Annotated in this window: 21 protein-coding genes and 1 pseudogene; 11 read left to right on the top strand and 11 right to left on the bottom strand. The window is 70.6% G+C overall.

Translation table 11 applies throughout. The features are described from left to right. Window positions 1-224, top strand: a pseudogene (locus HNV26_RS38635) (hypothetical protein); the annotation flags it as partial. Between the two features lie 19 nt (window positions 225-243). Here the strand turns inward: HNV26_RS38635 and HNV26_RS26380 are convergent. The 6 genes from HNV26_RS26380 to rsfS all read right to left on the bottom strand — a co-directional run bounded on the left by HNV26_RS26380 (window position 244) and on the right by rsfS (window position 5,617). Then, window positions 244-945, bottom strand: a complete 702-nt coding sequence (locus tag HNV26_RS26380) for a ComF family protein (protein WP_171442965.1) — start codon at window positions 943-945, stop codon at window positions 244-246. 19 nt (window positions 946-964) lie between these two features. After that, window positions 965-2,506, bottom strand: a complete 1,542-nt coding sequence (gene gpmI, locus HNV26_RS26385) for a 2,3-bisphosphoglycerate-independent phosphoglycerate mutase (protein WP_171442964.1) — start codon at window positions 2,504-2,506, stop codon at window positions 965-967. A gap of 56 nt (window positions 2,507-2,562) precedes the next feature. Next, window positions 2,563-3,330: a GNAT family N-acetyltransferase gene (locus tag HNV26_RS26390; RefSeq protein ID WP_366816979.1), complete on the bottom strand. Its 768-nt coding sequence runs from the start codon at window positions 3,328-3,330 to the stop codon at window positions 2,563-2,565. A gap of 42 nt (window positions 3,331-3,372) precedes the next feature. Further along, window positions 3,373-4,530 carry an RNA ligase RtcB family protein gene (locus HNV26_RS26395; RefSeq protein WP_171442962.1) on the bottom strand — a complete coding sequence of 386 codons (1,158 nt, stop codon included), beginning with the start codon at window positions 4,528-4,530 and terminating at the stop codon, window positions 3,373-3,375. 63 nt (window positions 4,531-4,593) lie between these two features. Further along, complete coding sequence (locus tag HNV26_RS26400) at window positions 4,594-5,058, bottom strand: 23S rRNA (pseudouridine(1915)-N(3))-methyltransferase RlmH (protein WP_090484809.1); 465 nt, start codon at window positions 5,056-5,058, stop codon at window positions 4,594-4,596. Window position 5,059: 1 nt separating this feature from the next. Continuing rightward, entirely contained in the window at window positions 5,060-5,617 is a 558-nt protein-coding gene (gene rsfS / locus HNV26_RS26405; RefSeq protein ID WP_216612731.1) for a ribosome silencing factor, read from the bottom strand. Between rsfS and HNV26_RS26410 the strand changes: the two genes are divergently transcribed. Continuing rightward, on the top strand, window positions 5,616-5,993 hold the full coding sequence (locus tag HNV26_RS26410) for a tetratricopeptide repeat protein (protein WP_171442961.1): 378 nt from the start codon (window positions 5,616-5,618) through the stop codon (window positions 5,991-5,993). The two genes, rsfS and HNV26_RS26410, sit on opposite strands and share 2 nt — an antisense overlap. A 9-nt stretch (window positions 5,994-6,002) precedes the next feature. Here the strand turns inward: HNV26_RS26410 and HNV26_RS26415 are convergent, their stop codons facing one another. After that, window positions 6,003-7,124, bottom strand: a complete 1,122-nt coding sequence (locus HNV26_RS26415; protein ID WP_171442960.1) for a hypothetical protein — start codon at window positions 7,122-7,124, stop codon at window positions 6,003-6,005. Window positions 7,125-7,163: 39 nt separating this feature from the next. On the opposite strand from HNV26_RS26415, the gene HNV26_RS26420 reads away from it, so the two are divergent. After that, the gene (locus HNV26_RS26420) at window positions 7,164-7,700 is read left to right on the top strand and encodes a hypothetical protein (protein ID WP_171442959.1); all 537 of its coding nucleotides are present in this window, start codon (window positions 7,164-7,166) and stop codon (window positions 7,698-7,700) included. 24 nt (window positions 7,701-7,724) lie between these two features. Here HNV26_RS26420 and HNV26_RS26425 read toward each other — a convergent pair whose 3' ends face one another. Beyond that, window positions 7,725-8,771 (bottom strand): coiled-coil domain-containing protein, encoded by a 1,047-nt coding sequence (locus tag HNV26_RS26425; protein WP_253817061.1) that lies wholly within the window; start codon window positions 8,769-8,771, stop codon window positions 7,725-7,727. A gap of 173 nt (window positions 8,772-8,944) precedes the next feature. Further along, a complete protein-coding gene (locus HNV26_RS26430) occupies window positions 8,945-10,354 on the bottom strand; it encodes a sigma-54-dependent transcriptional regulator (protein WP_171442957.1) in 1,410 nt (469 codons plus the stop codon). 162 nt (window positions 10,355-10,516) lie between these two features. On the opposite strand from HNV26_RS26430, the gene HNV26_RS26435 reads away from it, so the two are divergent. The 3 genes from HNV26_RS26435 to HNV26_RS26445 all read left to right on the top strand — a co-directional run bounded on the left by HNV26_RS26435 (window position 10,517) and on the right by HNV26_RS26445 (window position 14,082). Further along, on the top strand, window positions 10,517-11,098 hold the full coding sequence (locus HNV26_RS26435) for an NUDIX hydrolase (protein WP_171442956.1): 582 nt from the start codon (window positions 10,517-10,519) through the stop codon (window positions 11,096-11,098). A 230-nt stretch (window positions 11,099-11,328) separates the two neighbouring features. Continuing rightward, window positions 11,329-12,072, top strand: coding sequence for an iron-containing redox enzyme family protein (locus tag HNV26_RS26440; RefSeq protein ID WP_171442955.1), 744 nt, complete (start codon window positions 11,329-11,331; stop codon window positions 12,070-12,072). 219 nt (window positions 12,073-12,291) lie between these two features. Next, entirely contained in the window at window positions 12,292-14,082 is a 1,791-nt protein-coding gene (locus HNV26_RS26445) for a methyl-accepting chemotaxis protein (RefSeq protein WP_253817062.1), read from the top strand. Here the strand turns inward: HNV26_RS26445 and HNV26_RS26450 are convergent. Continuing rightward, window positions 14,066-15,559 carry a sensor histidine kinase gene (locus HNV26_RS26450; protein ID WP_171442953.1) on the bottom strand — a complete coding sequence of 498 codons (1,494 nt, stop codon included), beginning with the start codon at window positions 15,557-15,559 and terminating at the stop codon, window positions 14,066-14,068. The genes HNV26_RS26445 and HNV26_RS26450 overlap by 17 nt on opposite strands. Window positions 15,560-15,867: 308 nt before the next feature. Here HNV26_RS26450 and HNV26_RS26455 point away from each other — a divergent pair, with 308 nt between their 5' ends. Continuing rightward, window positions 15,868-16,413, top strand: coding sequence for a dihydrofolate reductase family protein (locus HNV26_RS26455; protein ID WP_171442952.1), 546 nt, complete (start codon window positions 15,868-15,870; stop codon window positions 16,411-16,413). Window positions 16,414-16,495: 82 nt separating this feature from the next. Here HNV26_RS26455 and radA read toward each other — a convergent pair whose 3' ends face one another. After that, entirely contained in the window at window positions 16,496-17,863 is a 1,368-nt protein-coding gene (gene radA / locus HNV26_RS26460; protein ID WP_090484787.1) for a DNA repair protein RadA, read from the bottom strand. 182 nt (window positions 17,864-18,045) lie between these two features. Here radA and HNV26_RS26465 point away from each other — a divergent pair, with 182 nt between their 5' ends. The 4 genes from HNV26_RS26465 to bioD all read left to right on the top strand — a co-directional run bounded on the left by HNV26_RS26465 (window position 18,046) and on the right by bioD (window position 21,355). Further along, window positions 18,046-18,315: a GlsB/YeaQ/YmgE family stress response membrane protein gene (locus HNV26_RS26465; RefSeq protein WP_090484785.1), complete on the top strand. Its 270-nt coding sequence runs from the start codon at window positions 18,046-18,048 to the stop codon at window positions 18,313-18,315. A 140-nt stretch (window positions 18,316-18,455) separates the two neighbouring features. Further along, window positions 18,456-19,496, top strand: coding sequence for a biotin synthase BioB (bioB, locus tag HNV26_RS26470; RefSeq protein WP_011551374.1), 1,041 nt, complete (start codon window positions 18,456-18,458; stop codon window positions 19,494-19,496). Between the two features lie 7 nt (window positions 19,497-19,503). Further along, window positions 19,504-20,679 carry an 8-amino-7-oxononanoate synthase gene (gene bioF / locus HNV26_RS26475; RefSeq protein ID WP_171442951.1) on the top strand — a complete coding sequence of 392 codons (1,176 nt, stop codon included), beginning with the start codon at window positions 19,504-19,506 and terminating at the stop codon, window positions 20,677-20,679. Continuing rightward, window positions 20,672-21,355, top strand: a complete 684-nt coding sequence (gene bioD, locus HNV26_RS26480; RefSeq protein ID WP_171442950.1) for a dethiobiotin synthase — start codon at window positions 20,672-20,674, stop codon at window positions 21,353-21,355. The genes bioF and bioD overlap by 8 nt, the downstream gene beginning before the upstream one ends. Window positions 21,356-21,375: the final 20 nt, after the last annotated feature.

Below are 21,375 nucleotides of genomic sequence, written 5' to 3' on the forward strand. Positions count from 1 at the left end.
GGCCACTCAGGGGCGGTGGCCACGGGAGCGGCGGGGGGCGCCTCGGGCGCATGGGCGCAGCGGAGGACGGCGACCGCGAGTGCAAGTGGGAGGAGCGAGCGCATGGGCTGACGCTAACTCCAGTCCACCTGCGAGAAGATGAAATCCGGCGCCGAGGAGACGCGGAGCGGCGCGTGGCCGAACTCCAGGCCGAGCTGGAGCGGGTCCGGGCCGCCCAGAAATAGCCCTCGGGCGGTCGTCCACTCACTCCAGGCTGAAGGCCCGCGCCAGCGTCAGCATCTCCACCTGGACGGCGCCCGCTTCGAGCAGGGCCGAGGCCGCCGCCCTGGCGGTGGCGCCGGTGGTGAACACATCGTCCACTAGCAGCACACGCTGCCCCGCGACACGGGAAGACGCGGCGAACGCCCCCGCGACGTTGTTCGCCCGCTCCGCTTCGCTCAGCCCCACCTGCCGCTGTGTCTCGCGGTGCCGCGTCAGCAACCCCACGGGCGCCTTGCGCCCCGTGGTCTTCGCCAGCGCGCCCGCCAGCAACTGCGCCTGGTCGTACTTGCGCGCGTGATAGCGCCGCGTGTGCAGCGGCAAGGCGACCACCAGCTCGGGGGCATGGCTGAGGAAGCTCCGCGCCTCGTCCGCCAGCAGCGCCCCCAGCGGGCCCGCGAGGTTGGGGTGGTCCTCGTACTTGAACCGGTGGATGGCGCGCGCCAGAGGCCCTTCGTGCGCGAAGGGCGCCCAGGCGCGAGTGAAGGGCGGCGGGGTGGCGCGGCATCGGGGACACGTGTCCCCGGGAAACGCGCCGGGCTCCGCGCAGGTGCGGCAGCACGCGGGAGGAAGCCGCTCCACCGCGGTGTCGCACGTCTCGCAGAAGAAGCCCTCGGGGCCCGGCAGCACCTTCGTGCACGCGAGGCACGAAGGGGGATAGAGCACGTCCAGCAGGGCCTTCAGCACGGGCCGTGCCCCGCGCGCGTCACGGCAGCAGGCCCTGACGGTTCATCTCCTTGGACTGCGGCAATCCCATCACCTTGCACAGGGTGGGCGCGATGTCCGCGAGGATGCCCGGGCGCAGCTTCTGCCCTCGGAAGTCCGGGTGGATGAGGTGGAAGGGCACCGGGTTGAGCGTGTGCGCGGTGTGGGGCTCGCCCGTCTCCAGGTCCACCATCTGCTCGCAGTTGCCGTGGTCGGCGGAGATGGCCAGCACCCAGCCGTTGCGCTCGCACGCCTTGCCCAGCACGCCCAGGCATTCATCCACCGCCTTCACCGCCTTCATCGCCGCGTCCAGCCGCCCGCTGTGGCCCACCATGTCCGGGTTGGCGAAGTTCACCAGCGCGAAGTCGTACTTCCCGGAGTCGAGCCGCTTCACCAGCTCGGCCGTGACTTCGTAGGCGGACATCTCCGGCTTCAAGTCGTACGTCTTCACGTCGCGCGGGCTGGGCACCAGGTGCCGGTCCTCGCCCGCGTAGACGACCTCGCGGCCGCCGTTGAAGAAGAACGTGACGTGCGCGTACTTCTCCGTCTCCGCCGTGCGGAACTGGCGCAGCCCCTGGCGTGACAGCAGCTCCGGGAAGATGTCCTGCGGCTGGTCCGGCTCGAAGAGCGCCGGCAGCTTGAAGGTCTCGTCGTACTGGGTCATGCACACGTAGCGACCCAGCCGCAGCCCGCCCCGGTCGAACTCCTTGAACTCCGGGAACGCCAGGGCCTGCGTCAGCTCCCGCGCCCGGTCCGCGCGGAAGTTGAAGAAGATCACCGCATCGCCATCCTGGATGCGGCCCACCGGCGCGCCGTCACCGGCGGCCAGCACCGTGGGCTTCACGAACTCGTCGGTGACCTTCTCCGCGTAGGCCGCGCGGATGGCGCTCAGCGCGTCCGGCGCCTTGGGCCCGCGCCCGAACACCATCGCCTCGTAGGCCTGGTGCACCCGGTCCCAGCGCTTGTCGCGGTCCATGGCGTAGAAGCGCCCGGTCACCGTGGCGATGCGGCCGGTGTGCGTCTCATGGAGGAAGCGCTCCAACTCCTCCACGTAGCCCAGCGCGCTCTGCGGCGGCGTGTCACGCCCGTCCAGGAAGGCGTGCACGTAGACGTGGGCCACGTTGCGTTCCTTCGCGGCCTTGAGCAGCGCGAACAGGTGGTCCATGGACGAATGGACGCCGCCGGGCGACACCAGCCCCAGCAGGTGCAGGGCCTTGCCGTCCGCCTTCACTCCGTCGAGGGCCACGCGAAGCACGGGGTTCTGCGCCAGCTCCCCGGACTCCGCGGCGCGATTGATGCGCACCAGGTCCTGGTAGACGATTCGCCCCGCGCCGATGTTGGTGTGGCCCACCTCGGAGTTGCCCATCTGCCCCTCGGGCAGGCCCACGGCCAGCCCCGCCGTCTGCAGCTCGGTGAAGGGGTAGGGGCCCGCCAGCTTGTCGAGGTGCGGCGTGCCGGCCAGGGCGATGGCGTTGTTGTCACGCTCCTGGCGAATACCCCAACCATCCAGGATGCAGAGCAGGACCTTGTGCGCGGGCGTCATGCTCCGAACCCTAACCATGCAGGCGCCAGACGGGAGAGGACAAAAAGCGAGCGCGTCTATTGATACTCGCGGAAGGTCCCCTGGGGTACGAAACCCAGCTGGGAATAGACGCCCTGGCCCTGCGCGGACGCCTGGAGGGTGGCTGTCCGGTAGCCCGCCTCCCGGGCCTCCAGCAGGGGGGCCAGCGTGAGCGCCGCGCCAATGCCTCGTCGCCGAGCGTGCCGCACCGTGGCCACCGAGTAGAGCCCCGCGACCCCCCACGCCCGGTGGCACTCACTGGCGGCGACCGCCTCGCCGCCCAGGTAGCCCACGAAGAAGCGGATGGGGCTGTCGGGTGCGAGCGCCACGTGCGCCGTCCTCGCGTAGAAGTCCAGCACGTGTGGGTCGGCGGGCTCCCAGTTCGCCGCGACGACGCGGGCGAAGTCCGCCAGGGTGTGTTCGTCCTCGGCGCGGCGGATGCACAGCCCCGAGGGCAGCGCGAGTCCTGGCAGGCGGGAGAGGTCCATGGACATGCCCAGCTCCTGCTCGGCGTTCACCAGACCGTGCGCCGACAGGCGGGCGTCCAGGTCCTCGGGCGCGGCGTCCGGTCCCACCCACCATGCGAAGGGAAAGGCCTTGTCCCGGAAGTGGGAGACGGCGGCGGCGATGCGCGCGTCCGCTTCGTGGCGCTCGAGCCGGGCCCGGCACACCACGTTGAAGGTGTTGCAGGGCAACCCGGAGTCGACGAGCAGCAGCCCGGGAGTGTCCTTCACGATGGCGCCGGGGAGGCTTCGCGCCAGATAGGTCATGTGCTCCACCTGATTGGCTTCCATGGCGGAGCGCACTCGCGGGGAGTCTGGTTCGAGGAAAGGCTGCATGTGGGGACCCTACTCCGGCCGGGCGCGCGTCTTGTACGTGAGGACGGGCGCGAGGGTGGCCACCACTCGGACCAGCCCCGCTTCCACCAGGTCCGTCACCACGCGGTCGATGGGCTTGTACGCGGGCGGCGCCTCCTCGAAGAGGAGGTCCTTGTTCTCACACACCACGTGGCTCTTGAAGGCGGTGCGGGTGAGCGATTCCGCCGTGAAGCGTTCGCGCATCCGTTCCCGGGCCGCCGTGCGCGTCCACTTGCGGCCCGCGCCGTGCGCCAGGCTGTGCGCGCTGGCGTGGCTCTCACCGGTTGGAATCACCAGGTAGCTCAGTGCGCCGCGGCTGCCGGGAATCACCACCGGCCCTTCGTCGGACGGCGCCGCGCCCTTGCGGTGCAGCCACTGCGTCCGTCCCGTGTCACGCCGAGGGGTGACGCTGTTGTGGCACACGTCGAGGACGCGCTGGCCCATCGCGCCGATGCCGTCCAGCATCCGCCGCGCCACCAGGGCGCGATTGGCCCGGCCCCAGGCCACCGCGTGGTCATGGCGCGTGAGGTAGGTCTGCGCCTCGGCTGAGTCGTCCGCGAGCCCGCCCGCCGCGTGCCGGTCCACGTGGGCCCGGAGAATCGCTTCACCCAGGCCGCGCGAGCCGGAGTGCACCAGGAGCAGCAAGCGGTCCGCCTCCAGGCCCAGGGCGCTGAAGACCTTCGCGTCATGGACCGCGTCCACCCGCTGCAACTCCGCGAAGTGGTTGCCGCCGCCCACCGTTCCCAGCGCGGCCTCGTAGCCCGAGGACTTCACGCCGTGCTCCTGGAGGAAGCCCTCCGTGTCACCCGTCCACGGGCCTTCCAGGTCCAACTTGCCTGCCCAGCGCTCGGGCTTGGCTTTACGTGCCAGCAGGTCCACGTTCCACAGGCCCATGCCACAGCCGATGTCACTGCCGACCAGATAGGGATAGAGGAAGCCTTCGGAGGTGAAGGCCGCGCCCACCGGTGCGCCCTTGCCGGGGTGCAGGTCCGGGAGGCCCACCGCCAGCTTCATGCCTGGCAAGCGGGCCATGGCTTCGAGTTGCCGCACCGCCTCGCCTTCCACCCAGGACTGGGCGGAGGCGATGACGCGCACGGGCGCCTGCGGCGCGGAAGTGGGGAGCGTTTCAGAGGAGGCGTCAGTGCGCATGCCCGGGCTGACGGCACCCGCGTGCCACGCCTGACGGTGGCGCCGGGCCCCGTGCCCGGTCGCCTACTTGTGGTACGGCTCGCCCTTGAGGATGGTGAACGCGCGGTAGAGCTGTTCGATGAGCACCACGCGCGCCAGCCGGTGAGGCAGCGTCATCTTCGACAGGGACAGCGTGAGGTTCGCCGCGTCCCGCACGCGCGCGTCGAGCCCCTCGTCCCCGCCAATGATGAACAGCAAATCCTTGGCGCCCGTCTGCGCCTTGCCGACGTAGCGGCTCAGCTCGACGGAGTCGAGCAGTGAGCCGCGCTCGTCCAGGGCCACCAGCCAGTCCTGCGGCTTGCGCTTGGAGAGAATCGCCTCGGCTTCGGCGGCCTTCGCGTCGCCGGGCTTGAGCCGCTTGCCGCTGGCCTCCGCCAGCTCCACCAACTCGAAGCGGGTGTAGTGGCCCAGGCGCTTGGCGTACTCCTGGACCGCGGGCTCATACAGGCCCGAGCGGTCCTTGCCGATGGAGAGGAGCCGGACCTTCACCTCAGGCCAGCTTCTCCCGAGACGCGTCGGCCCAGAGGCCCTCGAGGTCGTAGTGCGCGCGCAGGTCGGTGAGGAACAGGTGCGCCACCACCTCGCCGTAGTCGAGCAGCACCCACTGGCCCGTCTCGAAGCCCTCGGTGCCGATGGGACGCAGGGGCTCGTCACCCGTCTTGAGCTGCACCTGGACGTTCTCCGCCATGGCGCTCACCTGGCGGTCCGTCTCCGCGGAGGCGATGACGAAGTAGTCCGCGTAGGACGTCATCCCGCGCACGTCGAGGATGACGACGTCCTGCGCCTTCTTGTCCACCAGCAGGTTGCCGATGCGGTGCGCCAGCGCCTTGGCGGCCGGGTTCTCCGCGGGGCCCACCTTCTGGGCTGGGGCAACTGGGAGCTTCGCCTTCTTCTTCTTCGCGGGGGCCTTGGTGGGGGCCTTCGCCGCCGACTTCCTGGCTGCGGGGGCCTTCTTCTTCGCGGGCGTCTTGCCCGATACCGTCTTCTTCCGGGCCGCCGGGGCCCGGGTGGTGGTCTTTTTCGCGGTCGTCTTCTTCTTCGTGGCCATGTGCGGCGCACCCTACCGCACCCTTGGCAACACGGAAGCGGTCCTCTATCTGCTGGTGTCCATGAGCGACGCCCGGCTGGAACAGTTCAAGAAGATGGTGGTGGACTTCCCGGACTCCCCCATGAGCCATTTCTCCCTCGGGAAGCTGTACCTGGAGCGGCGGCAGTACCCGGAGGCCGCCCAGGCCCTGGAGTCGGCCGTCCGGCTGGACCCCACCTATGCGGCCGCCATGGTGGCCCTGGGGGATGCCTGGGCCGGGGCGGGGGAGTCCGACAAGGCGCGCGAGGTGCTGGGCCGGGCCCGGGAGCACGCCCTGGCCCAGGGGCACCCGGGGCTCGCCGAGGAAATCGACGAGCGCATCGCCGACCTGTCGTAGGCCACGCCCTCAGTAGCGCCAGGTGAAGCCGGTGCTGAAGACCTGGCGCGTGTAGGTGAGCGAGTTGCGGGGCAGCCGGGTACTCCAGATGCCCCAGGTCACCTCCAGGTCCAGCGACTCCGTCAGCGGCCGGGCCAGCTTCACCGACAGCGAGTTCTGCCCTTCGTCCTCTTCCACCAGGATGATTTCCGGGGAGAGGTAGATGCCGTCCGGATACTGGGTGATGCCCAGCGAGCCCTGCGCCAGCAGGGTCACCCGCCAGGGCAGCCGGACGCCGGCGTTGGCCGACACCCGGTGCCGGCGAATCGTCTCGCCGTAGCTGTTGGAGGCGCTCTCCTGGACGGCGTAGGTCAGCCCCAGGGCCAGCGGGCCCCGGTAGGTGTACGACGCTCCCGCCGTCAGGGCTGTGTCCTGACGCCGGCCGGCGAGGAATCCCGAGCCGCCCCCCGTCCCCGGCGGGCGTGCCCGGGGTGGGGTGCCGAAGCGCCGGGAGTTCCAGTCGCCGAAGACGGACAGGCTGTGCCGCCGGTCGAAGCGGTAGCGGCCCAGCACCCCCACCTCGGGGCCGCCGAAGTTGGCGGTGGGGTCTGGCCGGTACACGAATCGCCGGGCGCCTGCCCGCACTCGCAGCGCCAGCCGCACGTCCGGGGCGTATTCGAGGAACGCGGTGGTCCCCAGGTCCGAGTACGAGCGCGAGCCACCCCGCCGGTCCTTCGCATGGCCCTCCAGGCCGACTCCCAGCGCCGTGCCCAGCGCGTGTGACGCCTCCACGGCGCCTGACTGCACCAGCGTGTTCTCGTCCTGGTACAGGCGGTACACGCGCGTGCCCAGCTCGTAGCGGCCCACCAGTTGGGCCTGTTCAAAGGAGCCGCGCCCCTCGGCGGAGCCCAGCAGGCTGAGGGCGAAGTCCCGCTCCGGGCTGGGGGTGAGATGGTCGGAGAAGTCCCGGGGGGCGTTGGTGTCCAGCATCAGGCGGCCGGTTCCCCTCAGCGCCCCTTGCCACTCGGCCGCGGGCGCACGGCCGGCGGCGAGCATGGCGAGGACGAGCAGGAGCGGCGCGAAGGAGCGGACCACGGCGGGTGACCATACTCCGTCGCCGGAGGGCAGGGGCGGCCGTCCAGTCGCTCCCAACGGTGACGACGCCCCCGGCGGCCCGTTACATTGGGGTTCATGCGCCTTGTGTCATTTCTCGCGGTGGCCTGCCTGGGCCTGTCCGCCTGCGCCTCCTCCTCCTTCACCACCGAGGTGAAGGGGGAGTCGACCGTGCCCGCGGGCCCGCCTGGCGTCGACACGCCCCTCAACGGCCTTCCCGCCATCAGCAGCTTCGCGGGGATGGACTTCGACAAGAACCAGGACTTCAAGAACCAGGGGATTCACAAGGGCGAGGTGACGTCCGTCAAGGTGGAGTCCCTCACGCTCAAGGTCCTCAGCCCCAATGACCAGGACCTCCGTTTCCTGGATTCGGTGGAGTTCTATGCCCGCGCGGGAGACCGGGAGGCGCGCATCGCGGCGCGTCAGGACGTGTCCGCGCTGGACCTGAGGCCGCCCAACCCCGTGCTGTCGCTGCGCGTGGACAACGTGGAGTTGCAGCCCTTCGTCTCCGCGCCGTCCATGAGCATCATCATCCGCGGCCGCGGCATCATGCCGGCGCGCGAGGTGCGGCTGCAGGCGGTGGTGAAGCTCCAGGTGGAGACGGGGCTCTTGTAAGTCCGGTGCCGGGAGGCGCGCCCCTCAGGGGATGCCCATCTCCTGCGCGCGCCGCTCCAGCTTCGTGGCGCGGCCTTCCAGCTCCCTGGCCAGCGTCTCCAGCCGCGCGGCCTCGGCCTCCATCGCCGCCAGGTCCACGGGGCCGCCCGAGGCCAGGTCCTGGGCGCGCTGCGTTTCGACCTGGGGCCGCCGGTCCGTGGCCCGGGCCGACAACTGCGTCGGATGAGGGGGGCGGCCCGGGTCGACACCTTCACCGGGGCGTCCGCCCACGTCGGGGGACGGAGCGTCGGGGCTGTCACCCTGGAAGTTCGGCGCACTGGTGCCTGGCACGGAGCGCTCCACCTGCAGCGCCCGGTCGCTCCCCATGCGCAGGCGCAGCCGCCGGTCCTGGTCGTCGAACATCGACTCCTCGCCGAGGAAGTCGTTCATGCGCCGGTCCAGGTCGCGCTCCTCGCGCACCTCGGTGATGCGGCCGCGCAGCGCCTTCAGTCGCTCGCGGACCTTGTCCCGGGTGTCGCGGAGCGTGTCCGCCTGGGCCAGCAAATCCTCGGGGTCATCACCGCCCGCGGTGGCTTTGTCCAGCGAGGGCACGTGGGACGCGGGCAGGGCGGCGCGGATGGCTTCCCGCTCGGTGCGAACCGAGCGCACCGCCTCTAACAACTTCTCCCGCTGCCCCCGGTCCGCCGTGCCTTCCCACGCCGCGAGCAGCCGCGACAGCTCGTCCGACAGCGCCGTATGCAGGGCCAGGTGGGCGCGCTCCGCTTCGCCCTCCGCCGCGACGACGGCCTGCGCCAGCCCGGTGAGCTGACCGCTCAGCTCCTGCGAACGCCGCAGCGCGCCCTCCAACTCCGTCCCCGCCGTCAGCCGGCCCTGGCGCTGCGCCTTCAGCGTTTCGATGCGCGCCGCCAGCCCGTTGAGCTCGTCGCGCAGGGCCTGCTGCTGACCCCGCAGCGAGCGCGTCTCCGCGCGAGCCGACTGGGCGCGTCCCCGCACCGCCTCCAGCCCAGACGCGGCCTGACCGGGCAGGGCCAGCAGCAGGCTCAGCAGGAGGGCGAGGGGGCGGAGCTTCATCAGCGACAGCCCCAAAGCAAGGTAAGTGCCAGCCTGCCAGCCCATCCCCGGAGGTCGAGGCCCCCCGGCGCCCAACAATTCCGGACACCTGGAGCATCCAGGGGGACAGGGGCGGAGGTGGGATACCGGTGAAAAGTCATGGGGGGCGGGGGCGGGTGACAGATTTTCGAGGTTCAGCTCTCCTCGGGAGGCGTCCCCTTGGGGAGGAAGCCGTACTTCTCCAGCTTGTAGTACAGCGCGGACGTCTTGATACCTAGCAGACGGGCCGTCTCCGTCTTCACGCCGCTGGCCTTCTCATAGGCCCGGGCGATGAGCTGACGCTCCAAATCCTCCAGGATGTCGGGCAGGGGGCGGTCGCCCTGGAGCACCGGAAGGCCCGCCTCGACGCGCGGGGCGCCATTGGCAGTGAGGTGTGAGGGCAGGTCCAGGTCGGTGAGCTGCTCACCTTCGGCGAAGACGAGCGCCTGTTCGATGACGTTCTCCAACTCGCGCACGTTGCCGGGCCACGCGTGGCGGGCCAGGGCACGCAGCGCGCTGTCGTCCAGGCCCATCACACGCCGGTTCACGCGCATGGCGTGCTTGGCCACGAAGTGCCGGGCCAGCAGGGAGATGTCCTCGGGCCGCTCTCGCAGGGGCGGCAGCACCACCGGAACGATGTGCAGGCGGTAGTAGAGGTCCTCGCGGAAGCGTCCGGCCTTCACCTCGGCCTGGAGGTCCCGGTGGGTGGCGCTCACCACGCGCACGTCCACCTTGAGCGTGTCCTCTCCGCCGACGCGCTGGATTTCCTTCTCCTGGAGCACGCGCAAGAGCTTCGTCTGCACGGAGGCGGGAATCTCGCCAATCTCGTCCAGGAACAGGGTGCCGCCGTCGGCCAGCTCGAAGCGCCCCAGCTTGCGCTTCACCGCGCCGGTGAAGGCGCCGCGCTCGTGCCCGAACAGCTCGCTCTCCAGCAGGGTCTCCGCCAGCGCCGCGCAGTGCACGACGATGAAGGGGCCGTCTCGGCGCGGGGAGCGCTGGTGGAGCATCCGGGCCACCAGCTCCTTGCCGGTGCCGCTCTCTCCGCGCACCAGCACCGTGGCGTCGCTCTGCGCCACCTTGAGCACCTGGGACACCAGCCGCTGCATGGGCTCGCTGTCGCCCACCAGGCTGCCGTGCGTGAGGGCCGCGTCCGTGTCGTGCGCGGCGGTGCGCGCCGTCAGCCGCTCCACCTGCTTGCGCGTGGAGGCCAGCTCCAGCCCCTTGTCCACCTTGGCGCGCAGCACCTCGGGTGGGAAGGGCTTGGTGATGAAGTCGTAGGCGCCTTGCTGCATCGCCTGCACCGCGGTCTCGATGGTGCCGAAGGCCGTCACCACCATGACGACGGCGCCGGCATCCAGCGCCTTGAGCGACTTCGTCACCTCGATGCCGTCCATGCCGTCCATCTTCAGGTCGGTGACGACCAGGTCGAACGGCGCCTTGCGGTAGGCGGCCAGTCCGTCCTGGCCACTGCGCACCGCGGACACGGCGTGGCCCGCCCGAGTGAGGGTGACAGCCATCCCTTCACGCAGCGTGTCGTGGTCGTCGATGACGAGGATTCGCGCCATGGCGTGAGTCGATTCTCCTTGCAACCCGAGGCCGGCCGCATCCCGGGGCCGCCGGATGAGAGCACATCCGGACCGGCTCGCTCCACCGGCTCAGGAGGTTGTCACATGTCACGGGGGCGCGAAGGTGCTGGCGCCGCCTGGCCGGGAGCAGTACGGGGAGGCATGGATTCCGAAGTTTCTTCCGCCGCGTCCCTCCAGTCCCTGCTCGAGCGCCACGTTCCCGAGGACGTGAAGGAGCGCGAGGACCTGGAGCGCATGCGCCACTTCGCCCGCTCCCTGGCGCGGCCCTTCTCCCGCGAGCAGTTGGAGGCCCACTTCACGGGCAGCGCGGTGGTGGTGGACCCAGAGGGCGCGCGCGTCGTCCTGTTGCATCACCGCAAGCTCCAGCGCTGGCTGCAGCCCGGAGGACACGCGGATGTCACGGACGCGGGCCACATGGAGGCCACGGCGCTGCGTGAAGCCCGTGAGGAGACGGGCTGTCGCGTGTCCCTGCACCCGGCCGCGCCCCAGCCGCTGGACGTGGACATCCACACCATCCCCGCGCGCCGCGATGAGCCGGAGCACCACCACCTGGACGTGCGCTTCCTCGTGGTGGCGGAGAACCCCGACGCCCTGGTGCATGACCCGGCGGAGTCCTTTGGCGTGCGGTGGCTCACCTGGGACGAAGCCATGACGCATGCGGACGAAGCGCCGCTGCGCCGCATGCTGGCGAAGGCCCGGCGCGTGGTGGCCTCCGCGCCCTGAAGCGCTCGAAAGCGGAAGCGCGTACGGCCTCGCGGTCAGGGGCACTGTGGCTTCGCGGACCGGGCGCGCGCGCCCGCACCCGGATTTGAAACAAAATATGGGAAACACGGCCTGATTGCCTTTGGGCCGATGGTGCCGCTGGAAAGCGATTGCAACCATGCCGTCCTGCTTGGGCGGGTGAGGGAGGCCATGCCGGCCTGTCACCTGTCGGGAAGCCAGGAGCCGTGCCCATGTCGTCCGCCGCGCCCCACCGTTACAGCCCCCCTGTGCTCACGCCCACCGCGCACCCGCGCTGGCTGGAGTCGATGCTGGAGTCCGTGCGCGACGAGTGGAACGCGGCCTGCTGGCCTCCGTTGTTCCGCGCGACGGCTGCCGGCCAGCGTCCACCGCTGCGTCATTGGCGGCGGGTGCTGTCCCACTTCTTCCTCATCGTCGAGTCCTTCCCCAAATACATGGGCCTGTCGCTGGCGAAGACGACCTACGGCCAGCGTCCCGGCGACGCGAGCGCCCGCCGCTGGCTGCTGCAGAACCTGGGCGTGGAGGCGAAGCATGCCGAGTGGTTCATCGACTGGATGCGCGGAATCGGCCTGGCGCCGGAAGATGTCTTCACCCAGCGCCCCCTGCCGGAGGTGCGGGCGCTGCATGAGTTCCTGCTCGACACCTGCGCGCACGGGACACTGGCCGAAGGCGTGGCCGCGTCCAACTGGGCGGTGGAAGGCATCACCGGCGTGTGGACGCGGGAGGTGGTGGAGCCCTTCCGCGCCTATGCCGAGGACGGCGCGCGCATCGACGCGCATTCGATGATGTGGCTCAAGGTGCACGCGCGCTACGACGACCAGCACCCGGAGGAGGCGCTGGAAATCATCAAGCTGTCCACCGACGCGGGCACCAGTGAGCCCTCCCGCGTCCAGGCCGCGGCCAGGAAGTCGCTGCAGATGTACTCCGCCGCGCTCCATGCGTGCTGCAACGACTGAATCGCGCGACACCAGCGCACAGCCCTCTGGTGTGCCTCCCCCACACCTCGAGGCCCCGCGTGTGCTCGCGGGCCCCGTGTTTCATGTGCTCTGTCCGGAAGGCGGCAGCTTCCGGGTGACCCGCCTGTCGGCTTCGCGCGGAGAGTGCCGTACTTGCGGGTGAGGACTTCCGGCTCTGCCCTCGGGGTGTGAGTCCATGGCCTCGGGGGGATGTGCCACATGAATGCCAAGGACAAGGTCATCCAGGAGTACCGGGGACGTGCGCTCAAGGTGTTCATGCTGTGGGTGCTGCCGGTGGCGCCCATCGCCGCGTATCTCAATGGCATGGCCATGGGCGTGGCGGGCTGGTCGGGCCTGATTGCGGTGGCGTGGGTGCTGCCGCCCATCATCGTGGGCCTGGGCATCGCCTATCCCGCGTTCGTGATGCACGTGCTGGTGGACGGCGCGCTGCGGGAGCGGCCGGAGGACACGCCCGGCGCGCGGTTGGAGCGAATCCTGCGCCTGCCGTGGCGCGCCGCGGTCGCATCCTCGTGGGGCGCGTGGACGCTGGGGGGCCTCTGGTTCAGCCTCCACGTGTGCCTGCTGTGGAAGAAGGACCTGTCGCTCGTCGTGGTGGGCACGCTCATCGGCGTCTGCTTCGGCGTGGTGCTGGGCTTTCCCATCAGCGTCACGCTGGAGCGGTTGCTGTTGCCGCTGGCGCTGGAGGAGCAGCGCAAGGACCCGACGATGGCGCTCAAGGGCGGCGGCTTCTTCTGGCCGCGGCAGGCCTGGTTCATGCCCGTTACCTTCATTGGCTCCAGCCTCTGTGCGTTGGTGCTGAGCGGGTGCGTGGTGCTGGTGAAGCTGCAAGGCGTCCGGGACGAACTGCACAATGCGCTGGTGGCGGAGGGCGCCCATGGCTCGGCGGAGACGCTGATGGGCATGGGCGGCATGCTGGCGGGTGAGCTGGCGTTCGGGCTGGCCTGGGTGGGTGGATTGCTGGCGATTCCCGCCGTCACCACCTGGATGCTGGCGCGCCGCCAGGCGCACGCGGCGGGCGCGGTGGGCGTGGCCATCGAGTCACTGTCCGCGGGGCGCGTCGTCTCGCCCGCCTGGGTGTCCACGGATGAGATGGGGGATTTGTCGGCCGGCATGAACGCGGTGCTCGTCCGCCTGCGGCAGTTGCCGCTGTCGCTCAATGCCTCCGCCACGCGGCTGAGCGGCGCGGGACGCCACCTCCGGGATTCACACGACGAGCACCAGCAGAGCCTGGTCCGTCAGGCGTCCGCGCTGCACGAGGCGCAGATGACGTCGGAGGAGATTCGGCGCACGTCGCTGATGGCCGTCGAGCGAGCGGAGGAGGTGCTTCAGGTGGCCCGCCGCTCGGAGGCCCTGGGACAGCAGGGCGAGGCCGCGGTGGAGCGGAGTCTCAACGGCCTGGCGGACATCCGCCGCGTGGTGGACGGCATCCAGGAGCGGCTGACGCGGCTGGCCCAGAGCACCACGCAGATTGGCGAAATCACCGAGACGGTGAAGGACCTGGCGGACCAGTCCCACCTCCTGGCGGTCAACGCGGCCATCGAGGCGGCGCGCTCGGGCGAGCAGGGGCGTGGCTTCGCGGTGGTGGCCCGCGAGATTCGCGGCCTGTCGGACCAGTCCATCCAGGCCACGCGGCGCATCCGCGGCATCCTCCAGGACGTCAGCACGGGCATCCGCGACGCGGCGAAGATGGGGGAGGCCGGCGTGCAGACCATTGGCACGGGGCTGGACCAGATGCGGGCGTCGGGGGACTCGCTGCGGGAGCTGTCTCGCATCGCGCAGGAGAACTCCACCGCGGCCCGGCAGATTGCCGCCGCGGTGACGCAGCAGGATGCCGGCTTCACGCAAATCTTCGACGCCATCGCGGACCTGTCGCAGCTCATGGACGCCACGCTGAAGCGGTTGGAGTCCACACAGGAGGCCACCGATACGCTGAGGGTCGTCTCCGACGACGTGGCGCGGATGGCGCGGCAGTTCAACGCGGCGGGGTGACGGAAGCGCCGAGGCCCGGCTTCCCACCCAGCGGCAGCGTGAGGATGAAGCGCGTGTCTCCCGGCGCGGAGTCCAGCCGCAGCGCGCCGCCGTGCGCGAGCGCAATCTTGTGCGCCAGTGGCAGGCCCAGGCCGGTGCCCTTTTCGCGCGTGGTGAAGAAGGGCTCGAAGATGCGCTCGCGCGCCGGGCCGGGCACGCCAGGGCCCGTGTCGCGGACCTGGATGGTGTAGTGGCCGTCGTTGGATGCGCCGGACACCTGCACGCGCCCGCCCGGGGGGGAAGCCTGGACCGCGTTCTTCACCAGGTTGACCAGCGCCGCGGTGAGCAGGCTGCCGTCGGCTTCCAGCACCGCGGGGGAGGCGTCGATGTCCACTGTGACGTCGCGGGCGCTGGCCTCGGCGGCCATCAGCTCGCAGGCGACGGAGAGCAGGGTAGGGGCCTCCACGGGCGCGCGGGCCAGAGGCTGCTCGCGAGCGAAGGCGAGGAAGTCCTCGACGATGCGCTGGAGGTAGGCGACCTCGCGTTGGATGCGCTCCACGTGCGCGCCCGCGTCGGCATGGGCGCCGGCCTGGAGGTCCTCCTTCAGGATTCCGGAGAAGAGCGCGATGCCGCCAATGGGGTTGCGCACCTCGTGGGCCACACCCGCGAGCATCATCTTCAACTGACGGTCCCGGCTCTCCAGGGCGCCGCGCATGTCCTCCAGCTCGCGCGCGAGGACACCGATTTCCAGCGTGGGCTCCGGCGGCACCGGGGTCGTCAGGTCGCCCCGGCCGATTCGCAGCGCGGACGCCATCAGCCGCCGCAGCGGCCGGGCAAGACCGCGCGCCGTCACCAACGCGATGACGGCGAGCGCGCTCAGCGCCACCGCGCCCATGATGGCGTAGGTGCGTGACAGCCGCTGCAGGGGACCAAAGAAGGCGGCGCTGGCCTCCACCCCCACGGCGCCCACCACGCGGCCCTCGTGCAGGATGGGCGCATACCCCGTCTTGTAGAGCTGTCCATCCGAGCCGGTGAAGAGCACCTGACTGGCGGCGCGCTCCCCGGCGAAGACACGGGTGAGCTCCAGCCTGTCGCGCGCCAGCTCCGGCATCTCCGCGCCCACCGGGAGCCCGCCGCCGACGTCCACGCGCATCCGGCCCTGCGTGTCCACGGCGTAGACGCGGCGCACGCCACTGGCCTCCGCGATGTTCTCGAAGGTGCGGACGAAGTTGCGCCACGTGCGGGTGCTCGCCACGTCGTCGCCGGGTTCGATGGTCAGCAGCCGCTCGCCATGGACCTGGGTGGCGGTGGCGGCGGCGATGCCGCTGAGGCTGGTGCCCAGCTCTTCTTCCAGGATGACGCGCGCGAGCTGGTAGACGGCGGTGCCCGCCACCGCGACGAAGAGCAGGGTGGGCACGAGGAACGCCACCAGCAGCCGCGCGGAGAGCGAGCCCAGCGCGTCACGCCATCGCGAAGTGTGTGGGGCAACGTGGGGCATGTCCGGGGCGGGACTTTAATCGAGCCTCGTCTCCCTCGCGGTGGCGCGGCTGTGCGCTGCCGCCTGCTCGGAAGGGGGTTGCCGAGGGTGCCTTCGTGTGCGTACTTTAGATGTGGCGCCTCACGGCGCTGTCCCATGACCTTCGCTCGCTAACCCAGGCTTCCGTGATTGCCCTCGCCGCTCCGGCCGATGTGCCGTGGCGTTGACGTGGGCTGTTGTCCGGATGCGTGGGTCCCCGCTGTGTTTCCCAGTCGTCTTCCTGAACCTGAATGACCGGCGCCTTTGCGCGCGCGGCATGGAGAACACGTATGCGAAAGCTCAAGTACCACGTTGCCACCAGCGTCGACGGTTTCATCGCCCACGAGGACGATACGTACGGCGCCTTCATGCAGGACCGCCTCATCAAGGACAGCGAGCACGTCGCGGACTACGTCGCGTCGCTGGCGACCTATGCGACGGTGCTCATGGGGCGGCGCACCTATGACGGCGGCCTCAAGGTGGGGGTGACGGACCCCTATCCGAACATGGACACCTACGTCTTCAGCCGCACGATGAAGGAGAGCCCGAATCCGCGGGTGAAGCTGGTGTCGGACGACGCGGTGGGCGAGGTCCGGCGCCTGAAGGCGCAGGAGGGCGGTGACATCTACCTGAGCGGTGGTGGCGCGCTCGCCGGCTTGCTGCTCGCCGAGGGGCTGGTCGACGAGGTCCTGCTCAAATTGAACCCGCTGATACTCGGCTCGGGCATCCTGCTGGCGTCCTCGCTGAAGCAGGTGGTGGACCTGGACCTGAAGTCCACCAAGGTCTACGCCAACGGCGTCGTGCTGCTGCGCTACGCCGTGATGCCCCGGCCGTAGGCCTGGCTCGCGGTGCCTCGGGAGGGAGCGTGTCCGCGTGGCTTGGACGCGCTCCCCCCGGCCCACGCGTGGCGAGCACCACTCAGTCGAACATCGCGACGAGCGCGTCGCCGAGCGTCTCCACGCCGACAATCTTCATCTTCGGACCAGCGTCTTCGAGTCGCCGCGCGCTGCCGGCGGGCAGCACCACGCGCTGGAAGCCCATCTTCGCGGCCTCCGCCAGCCGGGGCTCCACCTGACCCACCGCGCGCACCTCGCCCGCGAGGCCCACTTCGCCGAGCACCAGCGTCTTCGGATCCAACGGACGATTCTGGAGGCTGCTCACCAGCGCCGCGCACACCGCCAGGTCACACGCGGGCTCGGTGAGCTGCATGCCGCCGGCCACGTTGACGAACAAGTCACAGCCCACCAGCGGAATCTCCTCCTTCTTCTCCAGCACCGCCGCCAGCAGCGCTACGCGGTTGCCGTCCACGCCAATCGCCGTGCGCCGCGCGGTGCCGTAGCCCGTGGGCGCCACCAGCGCCTGCACCTCCACCAGCAGCGGGCGCGTGCCGTTGAGCGTGCTCGTCACCACGCTGCCGGACTTGCCCACCGGCCGCTCCGACAGGAAGAGGGCGGAGGGGTCGGACACCTCCACCAGCCCCGCGCCCTTCATCTCGAAGACGCCAATCTCGTTCGTGGAGCCGAAGCGGTTCTTGTGCGCGCGCAGGATTCGGAACGGGTGGCCCCGCTCGCCCTCGAAGTAGAGGACCGTGTCCACCATGTGCTCCAGCACGCGCGGGCCCGCGATGGAGCCTTCCTTCGTCACGTGGCCCACCAGGAACGTGGGCACCCCCGTGCGCTTCGCGTAGGCCATCAGCCGGCCCGCCACCTCGCGCACCTGGGTGATGCTGCCGGGCGCGTTGCCCAGCTCCGGCAGGTACATGGTCTGGATGGAGTCCACCACCAGCGCCTGGGGCTTCAACGCCTCCGTCGCCGTCAGCACCCGCTCCGCGTCCGTCTCCGCGAACAGGTGGATGGCGTCTCCCTCCACCCGGAGCCGCTCGGCGCGCATCTTCGTCTGTCGCAGGCTCTCTTCACCGGAGACGTAGAGCACCGGTCCGTGACGCGCCAGCCTGTCCAGGGCCGCCAGCAGCAGCGTGGACTTGCCGATGCCCGGGTCGCCACCCAGCAGCACGATGGAGCCACTCACCACGCCGCCGCCCAGCACGCGGTCGAATTCAGCGATGCCCGTGCGCCGGCGCGTCTCCGTCTCGCCGCTCACTTCCTTGAGCAGCATGGGCCGCGCCGAACCGCCGGAGGCCCCCCAGGCCGGACGTCGCTCATCCGCCTTCGGGTCCGTCTCCTCCAGCAGGGAGCTCCACGCGCCACAGTCCGGACACTTCCCGAGCCACTTCGCCGTTTTGTATCCACACGCCTGACAGGTGTAGTGCGTCTTCGCCTTCGCCATGGGTTGGGTGAATAGCGCGGAACCCTGACGTTTTTGCGGCCTTACGGGCAGGCACGACCGCAGAGCGGGCAGGCACCATGTCAAGCCCCTCGAGCCAAGTTGTACGAACGGGAGGGGCAACCCAGGTTTGCTCCCAGGTGGGCGTCGCACCCTGCGTCGCTAAACAAGCAAGGGAGGTAGTCATGGGGATTATCGCGTTTCTGGTCATTGGCCTTCTCGCGGGTCTGATTGCCCGCGCGCTCATGCCGGGCAACCAGTCGATGGGGCTCCTCGCCACCACGCTGCTGGGCATCGCCGGCTCCTTCGTGGGCGGTTTCGTCGCCTCGCTCTTCCGCAGTGATGGCCGCATCTTCGACCTGCACCCGACGGGGCTCCTGTTCTCCGTCCTGGGCGCACTCCTGGTGTTGTTCCTGGTGGGCCTGGCAGGCAGGGGCCGCCGGGTCCACGTCTAGTGACGCGCGTCAGGTGACGCGCTGAACCCCTCTTGAGGGGAGATGGGCCCTGGAGAGTCGTCAACCTACCTGCTCGCGGGCGTTGACAACTTTCCGGGGTCCACGCACGTTCGGGCCCTCATCCGTCCGTAGAGGAGCCCATGCCCGATACCGCCACTGTCTCCAGCGAGAGCGAGTTCTCCGGTCACGCCCACGTCGCCGCGCCACCACCAGCGGGCGTGGACGTGCGCCATGACTGGTCGCTGTCGGAGGTGAGGGCCCTCTACGAGCTCCCGCTGCTGGACCTGGTGCACAAGGCCCAGACGGTCCACAGGGCCGTGTTCGTGGACAACAAGGTCCAGCTCTGTTCGCTGCTGTCCATCAAGACGGGCGGCTGCCCGGAGGACTGCTCGTACTGCCCGCAGGCGGCTCGCTACAAGACGGGCGTCAAGGCGGAGAAGCTGATGGCCGTGCCGGACGTGCTGGATGCCGCGTCCAAGGCCCGCGCCGCCGGAGCCACCCGCTTCTGCATGGGCGCCGCGTGGCGCGAGGTGAAGGACGGTCCGCAGTTCGACAGCGTGCTGGAGATGGTGCGCGGCGTGCGGGCGCTGGGCATGGAGGCGTGCGCCACCCTGGGCATGCTCTCCGAGAGCCAGGCGAAGCGCCTGCGTGAGGCCGGCCTGTCCGCGTACAACCACAACCTGGACACGTCGCCCGAGCACTACGGCGACATCATCTCCACCCGCACCTATGAAGACCGCCTGCGCACGCTCAACCGCGTGCGCGACGCCGGCATCTCCGTGTGCTGCGGCGGCATCATCGGCATGGGCGAGTCGGTGGATGACCGCTGCAACCTGCTGCGCACCCTGGCCAACCAGGAGCACCACCCGGAGTCGGTGCCCATCAACGCGCTGGTGGCCGTGGAGGGCACGCCGCTGCAGGAGCAGCAGCGCGTGGAGACGGTGGACATGGTGCGCACCATCGCCACCGCGCGCATCCTGATGCCCCAGTCCATGGTGCGCCTGTCCGCGGGCCGGCAGCAGATGAACGAAGAGGCGCAACTGCTGTGCATGATGGCGGGCGCCAACTCGCTCTTCTTCGGCGAGAAGCTGCTCACCACCGGCAACCCCGAGTACACCCAGGACATGGCCCTGCTGGAGAAGGCGGGAATCCGCCCTCTGGAGCCGCGTCAGGAAGGCTGAGCCCACCGTGAGTGATGAAGCCGTCGCGGCGGCGTGGGCCCGGGAGGACCTGGAGGCCCTGTCCGAGCGCGGCCTGCGCCGCTACCTGGAGCCCCTGGATTCTCCCCAGGGGCCCGTGGTGCGCGTGGGGGGCGAGACGCTCGTCAGCTTCTCGTCCAATGACTACCTGGGGCTGGCCGCGTCGCCCACCGTGCGTGCCGCGGCGCTGGCCGCCGTGGAGCGCTACGGCGTGGGCACCGGTGCCAGCCGGTTGGTGGTGGGCGACACCGCCGCGCATCACCGGCTGGAAACGCGGCTGGCCGCCTTCGAGCGCGCGGAGGCCGTGCGCCTGTTCAACAGCGGCTACGCCGCCAACACCGGCATCATCCCCGCGCTGGTGGGGCCCGAGGACGCCGTCTTCTCCGATGCCCTCAACCACGCCTCGCTCGTGGATGGCTGCCGGCTGTCACGCGCCCGCGTCTGCGTCTATCCGCACGCGGACGTGGAGGCGCTCACGCGCGCCCTGGCGGAGACGCCCGCGCGCCGCAAGCTGGTGGTGACGGACACCGTCTTCTCCATGGACGGAGACGTGGCCCCGCTGCGCGACATCGTCGCCGCGTGCCGGGCCCACGGCGCCGCGCTGATGGTGGACGAAGCGCATGCCACCGGCGTGCTGGGCGCACGCGGAGCGGGCCTCTGCGATGAGCTGGGGTTGGAAGACGCGGTGGACCTGCGCATGGGCACGCTGAGCAAGGCGCTGGGCGTCATGGGCGCGTACGTGGCGACCTCACGCGAGGTGGCGGACCTGCTGGTCTCCCGCGCGCGGCCCTTCGTCTTCTCCACCGCGCTGCCCGCGCACCTGTGCGCCGCCGCCGAGGCCGCCGTGGACGCGGTGGAGGGCGACCTGGACCTGCGCGAGCGGCTGTGGCGCAACATCCGCCGCTTCGCGGACGGCCTGCGCGGCCTGGGCGTGCGCGCCGAGCCTCGCAGCGCCGTGTTCCCCATCATCCTCGGCGAGCCGGAGCGGGCACTGGACGCCGCGCGCCGCCTGCGCGAGGCGGGCGTGCTGGTGAAGGCCATCCGCCCGCCCACCGTCCCCGAGGGCACCAGCCGCCTGCGCTTCTGCCTGTCCGCTTCCCACACCGTGGGCCACGTGGACCTGGCGCTGGAGGCGCTGCGCACCGTGGGAGTCCGCCGTGGCTGAGCGTGGAAAGCCGTTCCAGATTTTCGTGACGGGCACGGACACCGGCGTGGGGAAGACGCAGGCGTCGTGCGCGCTCCTATCGCTGCTGGCGGACGCGGGGCTGCGGCCCCAGGGCTTCAAGCCCTACGAGAGCGGCTGCGCGTCCCTGCGTGCACCCGCGGACGCGCTGGCCCTGCGCGCGGCGGCGGGCAGCTCGCTGAGCGTGGATGAAGTGTGTCCTCACCGCTTCCGCCTGCCCGTGGCTCCTGGCGTGGCCGCCAGCCGCCTGGGACGCGAGCCCGACTGGGACGTCACGCTGGCCGCGTGGCGGCGGCTGCGCGGTGGCAACGCCGTGGTGGAGGGGGCAGGGGGCCTGTTCGTGCCGCTGGACTCGAAGCACGACGTCATCGACCTCATCGCCACCTTGCGCCTGCCGGTGCTGCTGGTCGCGCGCGCGGGCCTGGGCACGCTCAACCACACCGCGCTGTCGCTCCAGGCGCTGGCCGCGCGCCGCGTTCCCGTGCGGGCCGTGCTGCTGTCGCGCGGGACGTCCGCGAAGGATGTTTCGGAGCGCGACAACCGGCGGCTCCTGGAGGCGCGGCACGGCGTCCCGGTGCTGGGACCGGTGCCCTATCTTCCCGACGCGCGGCGCCGCCACGCCGCGTTCCGCCGCGCGCTGCGGCCGTTGCTGCCCTGAACGCGCGGAGGCCGGAAAAT

Origin of the sequence: Myxococcus xanthus, assembly GCF_013116825.1 — a bacterium.
Classification (GTDB): Bacteria; Myxococcota; Myxococcia; order Myxococcales; family Myxococcaceae; genus Myxococcus; species Myxococcus xanthus_B.

What these genes read in the sequence shown, in the direction of transcription:
- gpmI (WP_171442964.1), bottom strand. Translation starts at nt 2,506, where the DNA reads ATGACGCCCGCGCACAAGGTCCTGCTCTGCATCCTGGATGGTTGGGGT.
- HNV26_RS26395 (WP_171442962.1), bottom strand. Translation starts at nt 4,530, where the DNA reads ATGCGCACTGACGCCTCCTCTGAAACGCTCCCCACTTCCGCGCCGCAG.
- HNV26_RS26410 (WP_171442961.1), top strand. Translation starts at nt 5,616, where the DNA reads ATGTGCGGCGCACCCTACCGCACCCTTGGCAACACGGAAGCGGTCCTC.
- rsfS (WP_216612731.1), bottom strand. Translation starts at nt 5,617, where the DNA reads ATGGCCACGAAGAAGAAGACGACCGCGAAAAAGACCACCACCCGGGCC.
- HNV26_RS26420 (WP_171442959.1), top strand. Translation starts at nt 7,164, where the DNA reads ATGCGCCTTGTGTCATTTCTCGCGGTGGCCTGCCTGGGCCTGTCCGCC.
- HNV26_RS26425 (WP_253817061.1), bottom strand. Translation starts at nt 8,771, where the DNA reads ATGAAGCTCCGCCCCCTCGCCCTCCTGCTGAGCCTGCTGCTGGCCCTG.
- HNV26_RS26430 (WP_171442957.1), bottom strand. Translation starts at nt 10,354, where the DNA reads ATGGCGCGAATCCTCGTCATCGACGACCACGACACGCTGCGTGAAGGG.
- HNV26_RS26435 (WP_171442956.1), top strand. Translation starts at nt 10,517, where the DNA reads ATGGATTCCGAAGTTTCTTCCGCCGCGTCCCTCCAGTCCCTGCTCGAG.
- HNV26_RS26440 (WP_171442955.1), top strand. Translation starts at nt 11,329, where the DNA reads ATGTCGTCCGCCGCGCCCCACCGTTACAGCCCCCCTGTGCTCACGCCC.
- HNV26_RS26445 (WP_253817062.1), top strand. Translation starts at nt 12,292, where the DNA reads ATGAATGCCAAGGACAAGGTCATCCAGGAGTACCGGGGACGTGCGCTC.
- HNV26_RS26450 (WP_171442953.1), bottom strand. Translation starts at nt 15,559, where the DNA reads ATGCCCCACGTTGCCCCACACACTTCGCGATGGCGTGACGCGCTGGGC.
- HNV26_RS26455 (WP_171442952.1), top strand. Translation starts at nt 15,868, where the DNA reads ATGCGAAAGCTCAAGTACCACGTTGCCACCAGCGTCGACGGTTTCATC.
- radA (WP_090484787.1), bottom strand. Translation starts at nt 17,863, where the DNA reads ATGGCGAAGGCGAAGACGCACTACACCTGTCAGGCGTGTGGATACAAA.
- HNV26_RS26465 (WP_090484785.1), top strand. Translation starts at nt 18,046, where the DNA reads ATGGGGATTATCGCGTTTCTGGTCATTGGCCTTCTCGCGGGTCTGATT.
- bioB (WP_011551374.1), top strand. Translation starts at nt 18,456, where the DNA reads ATGCCCGATACCGCCACTGTCTCCAGCGAGAGCGAGTTCTCCGGTCAC.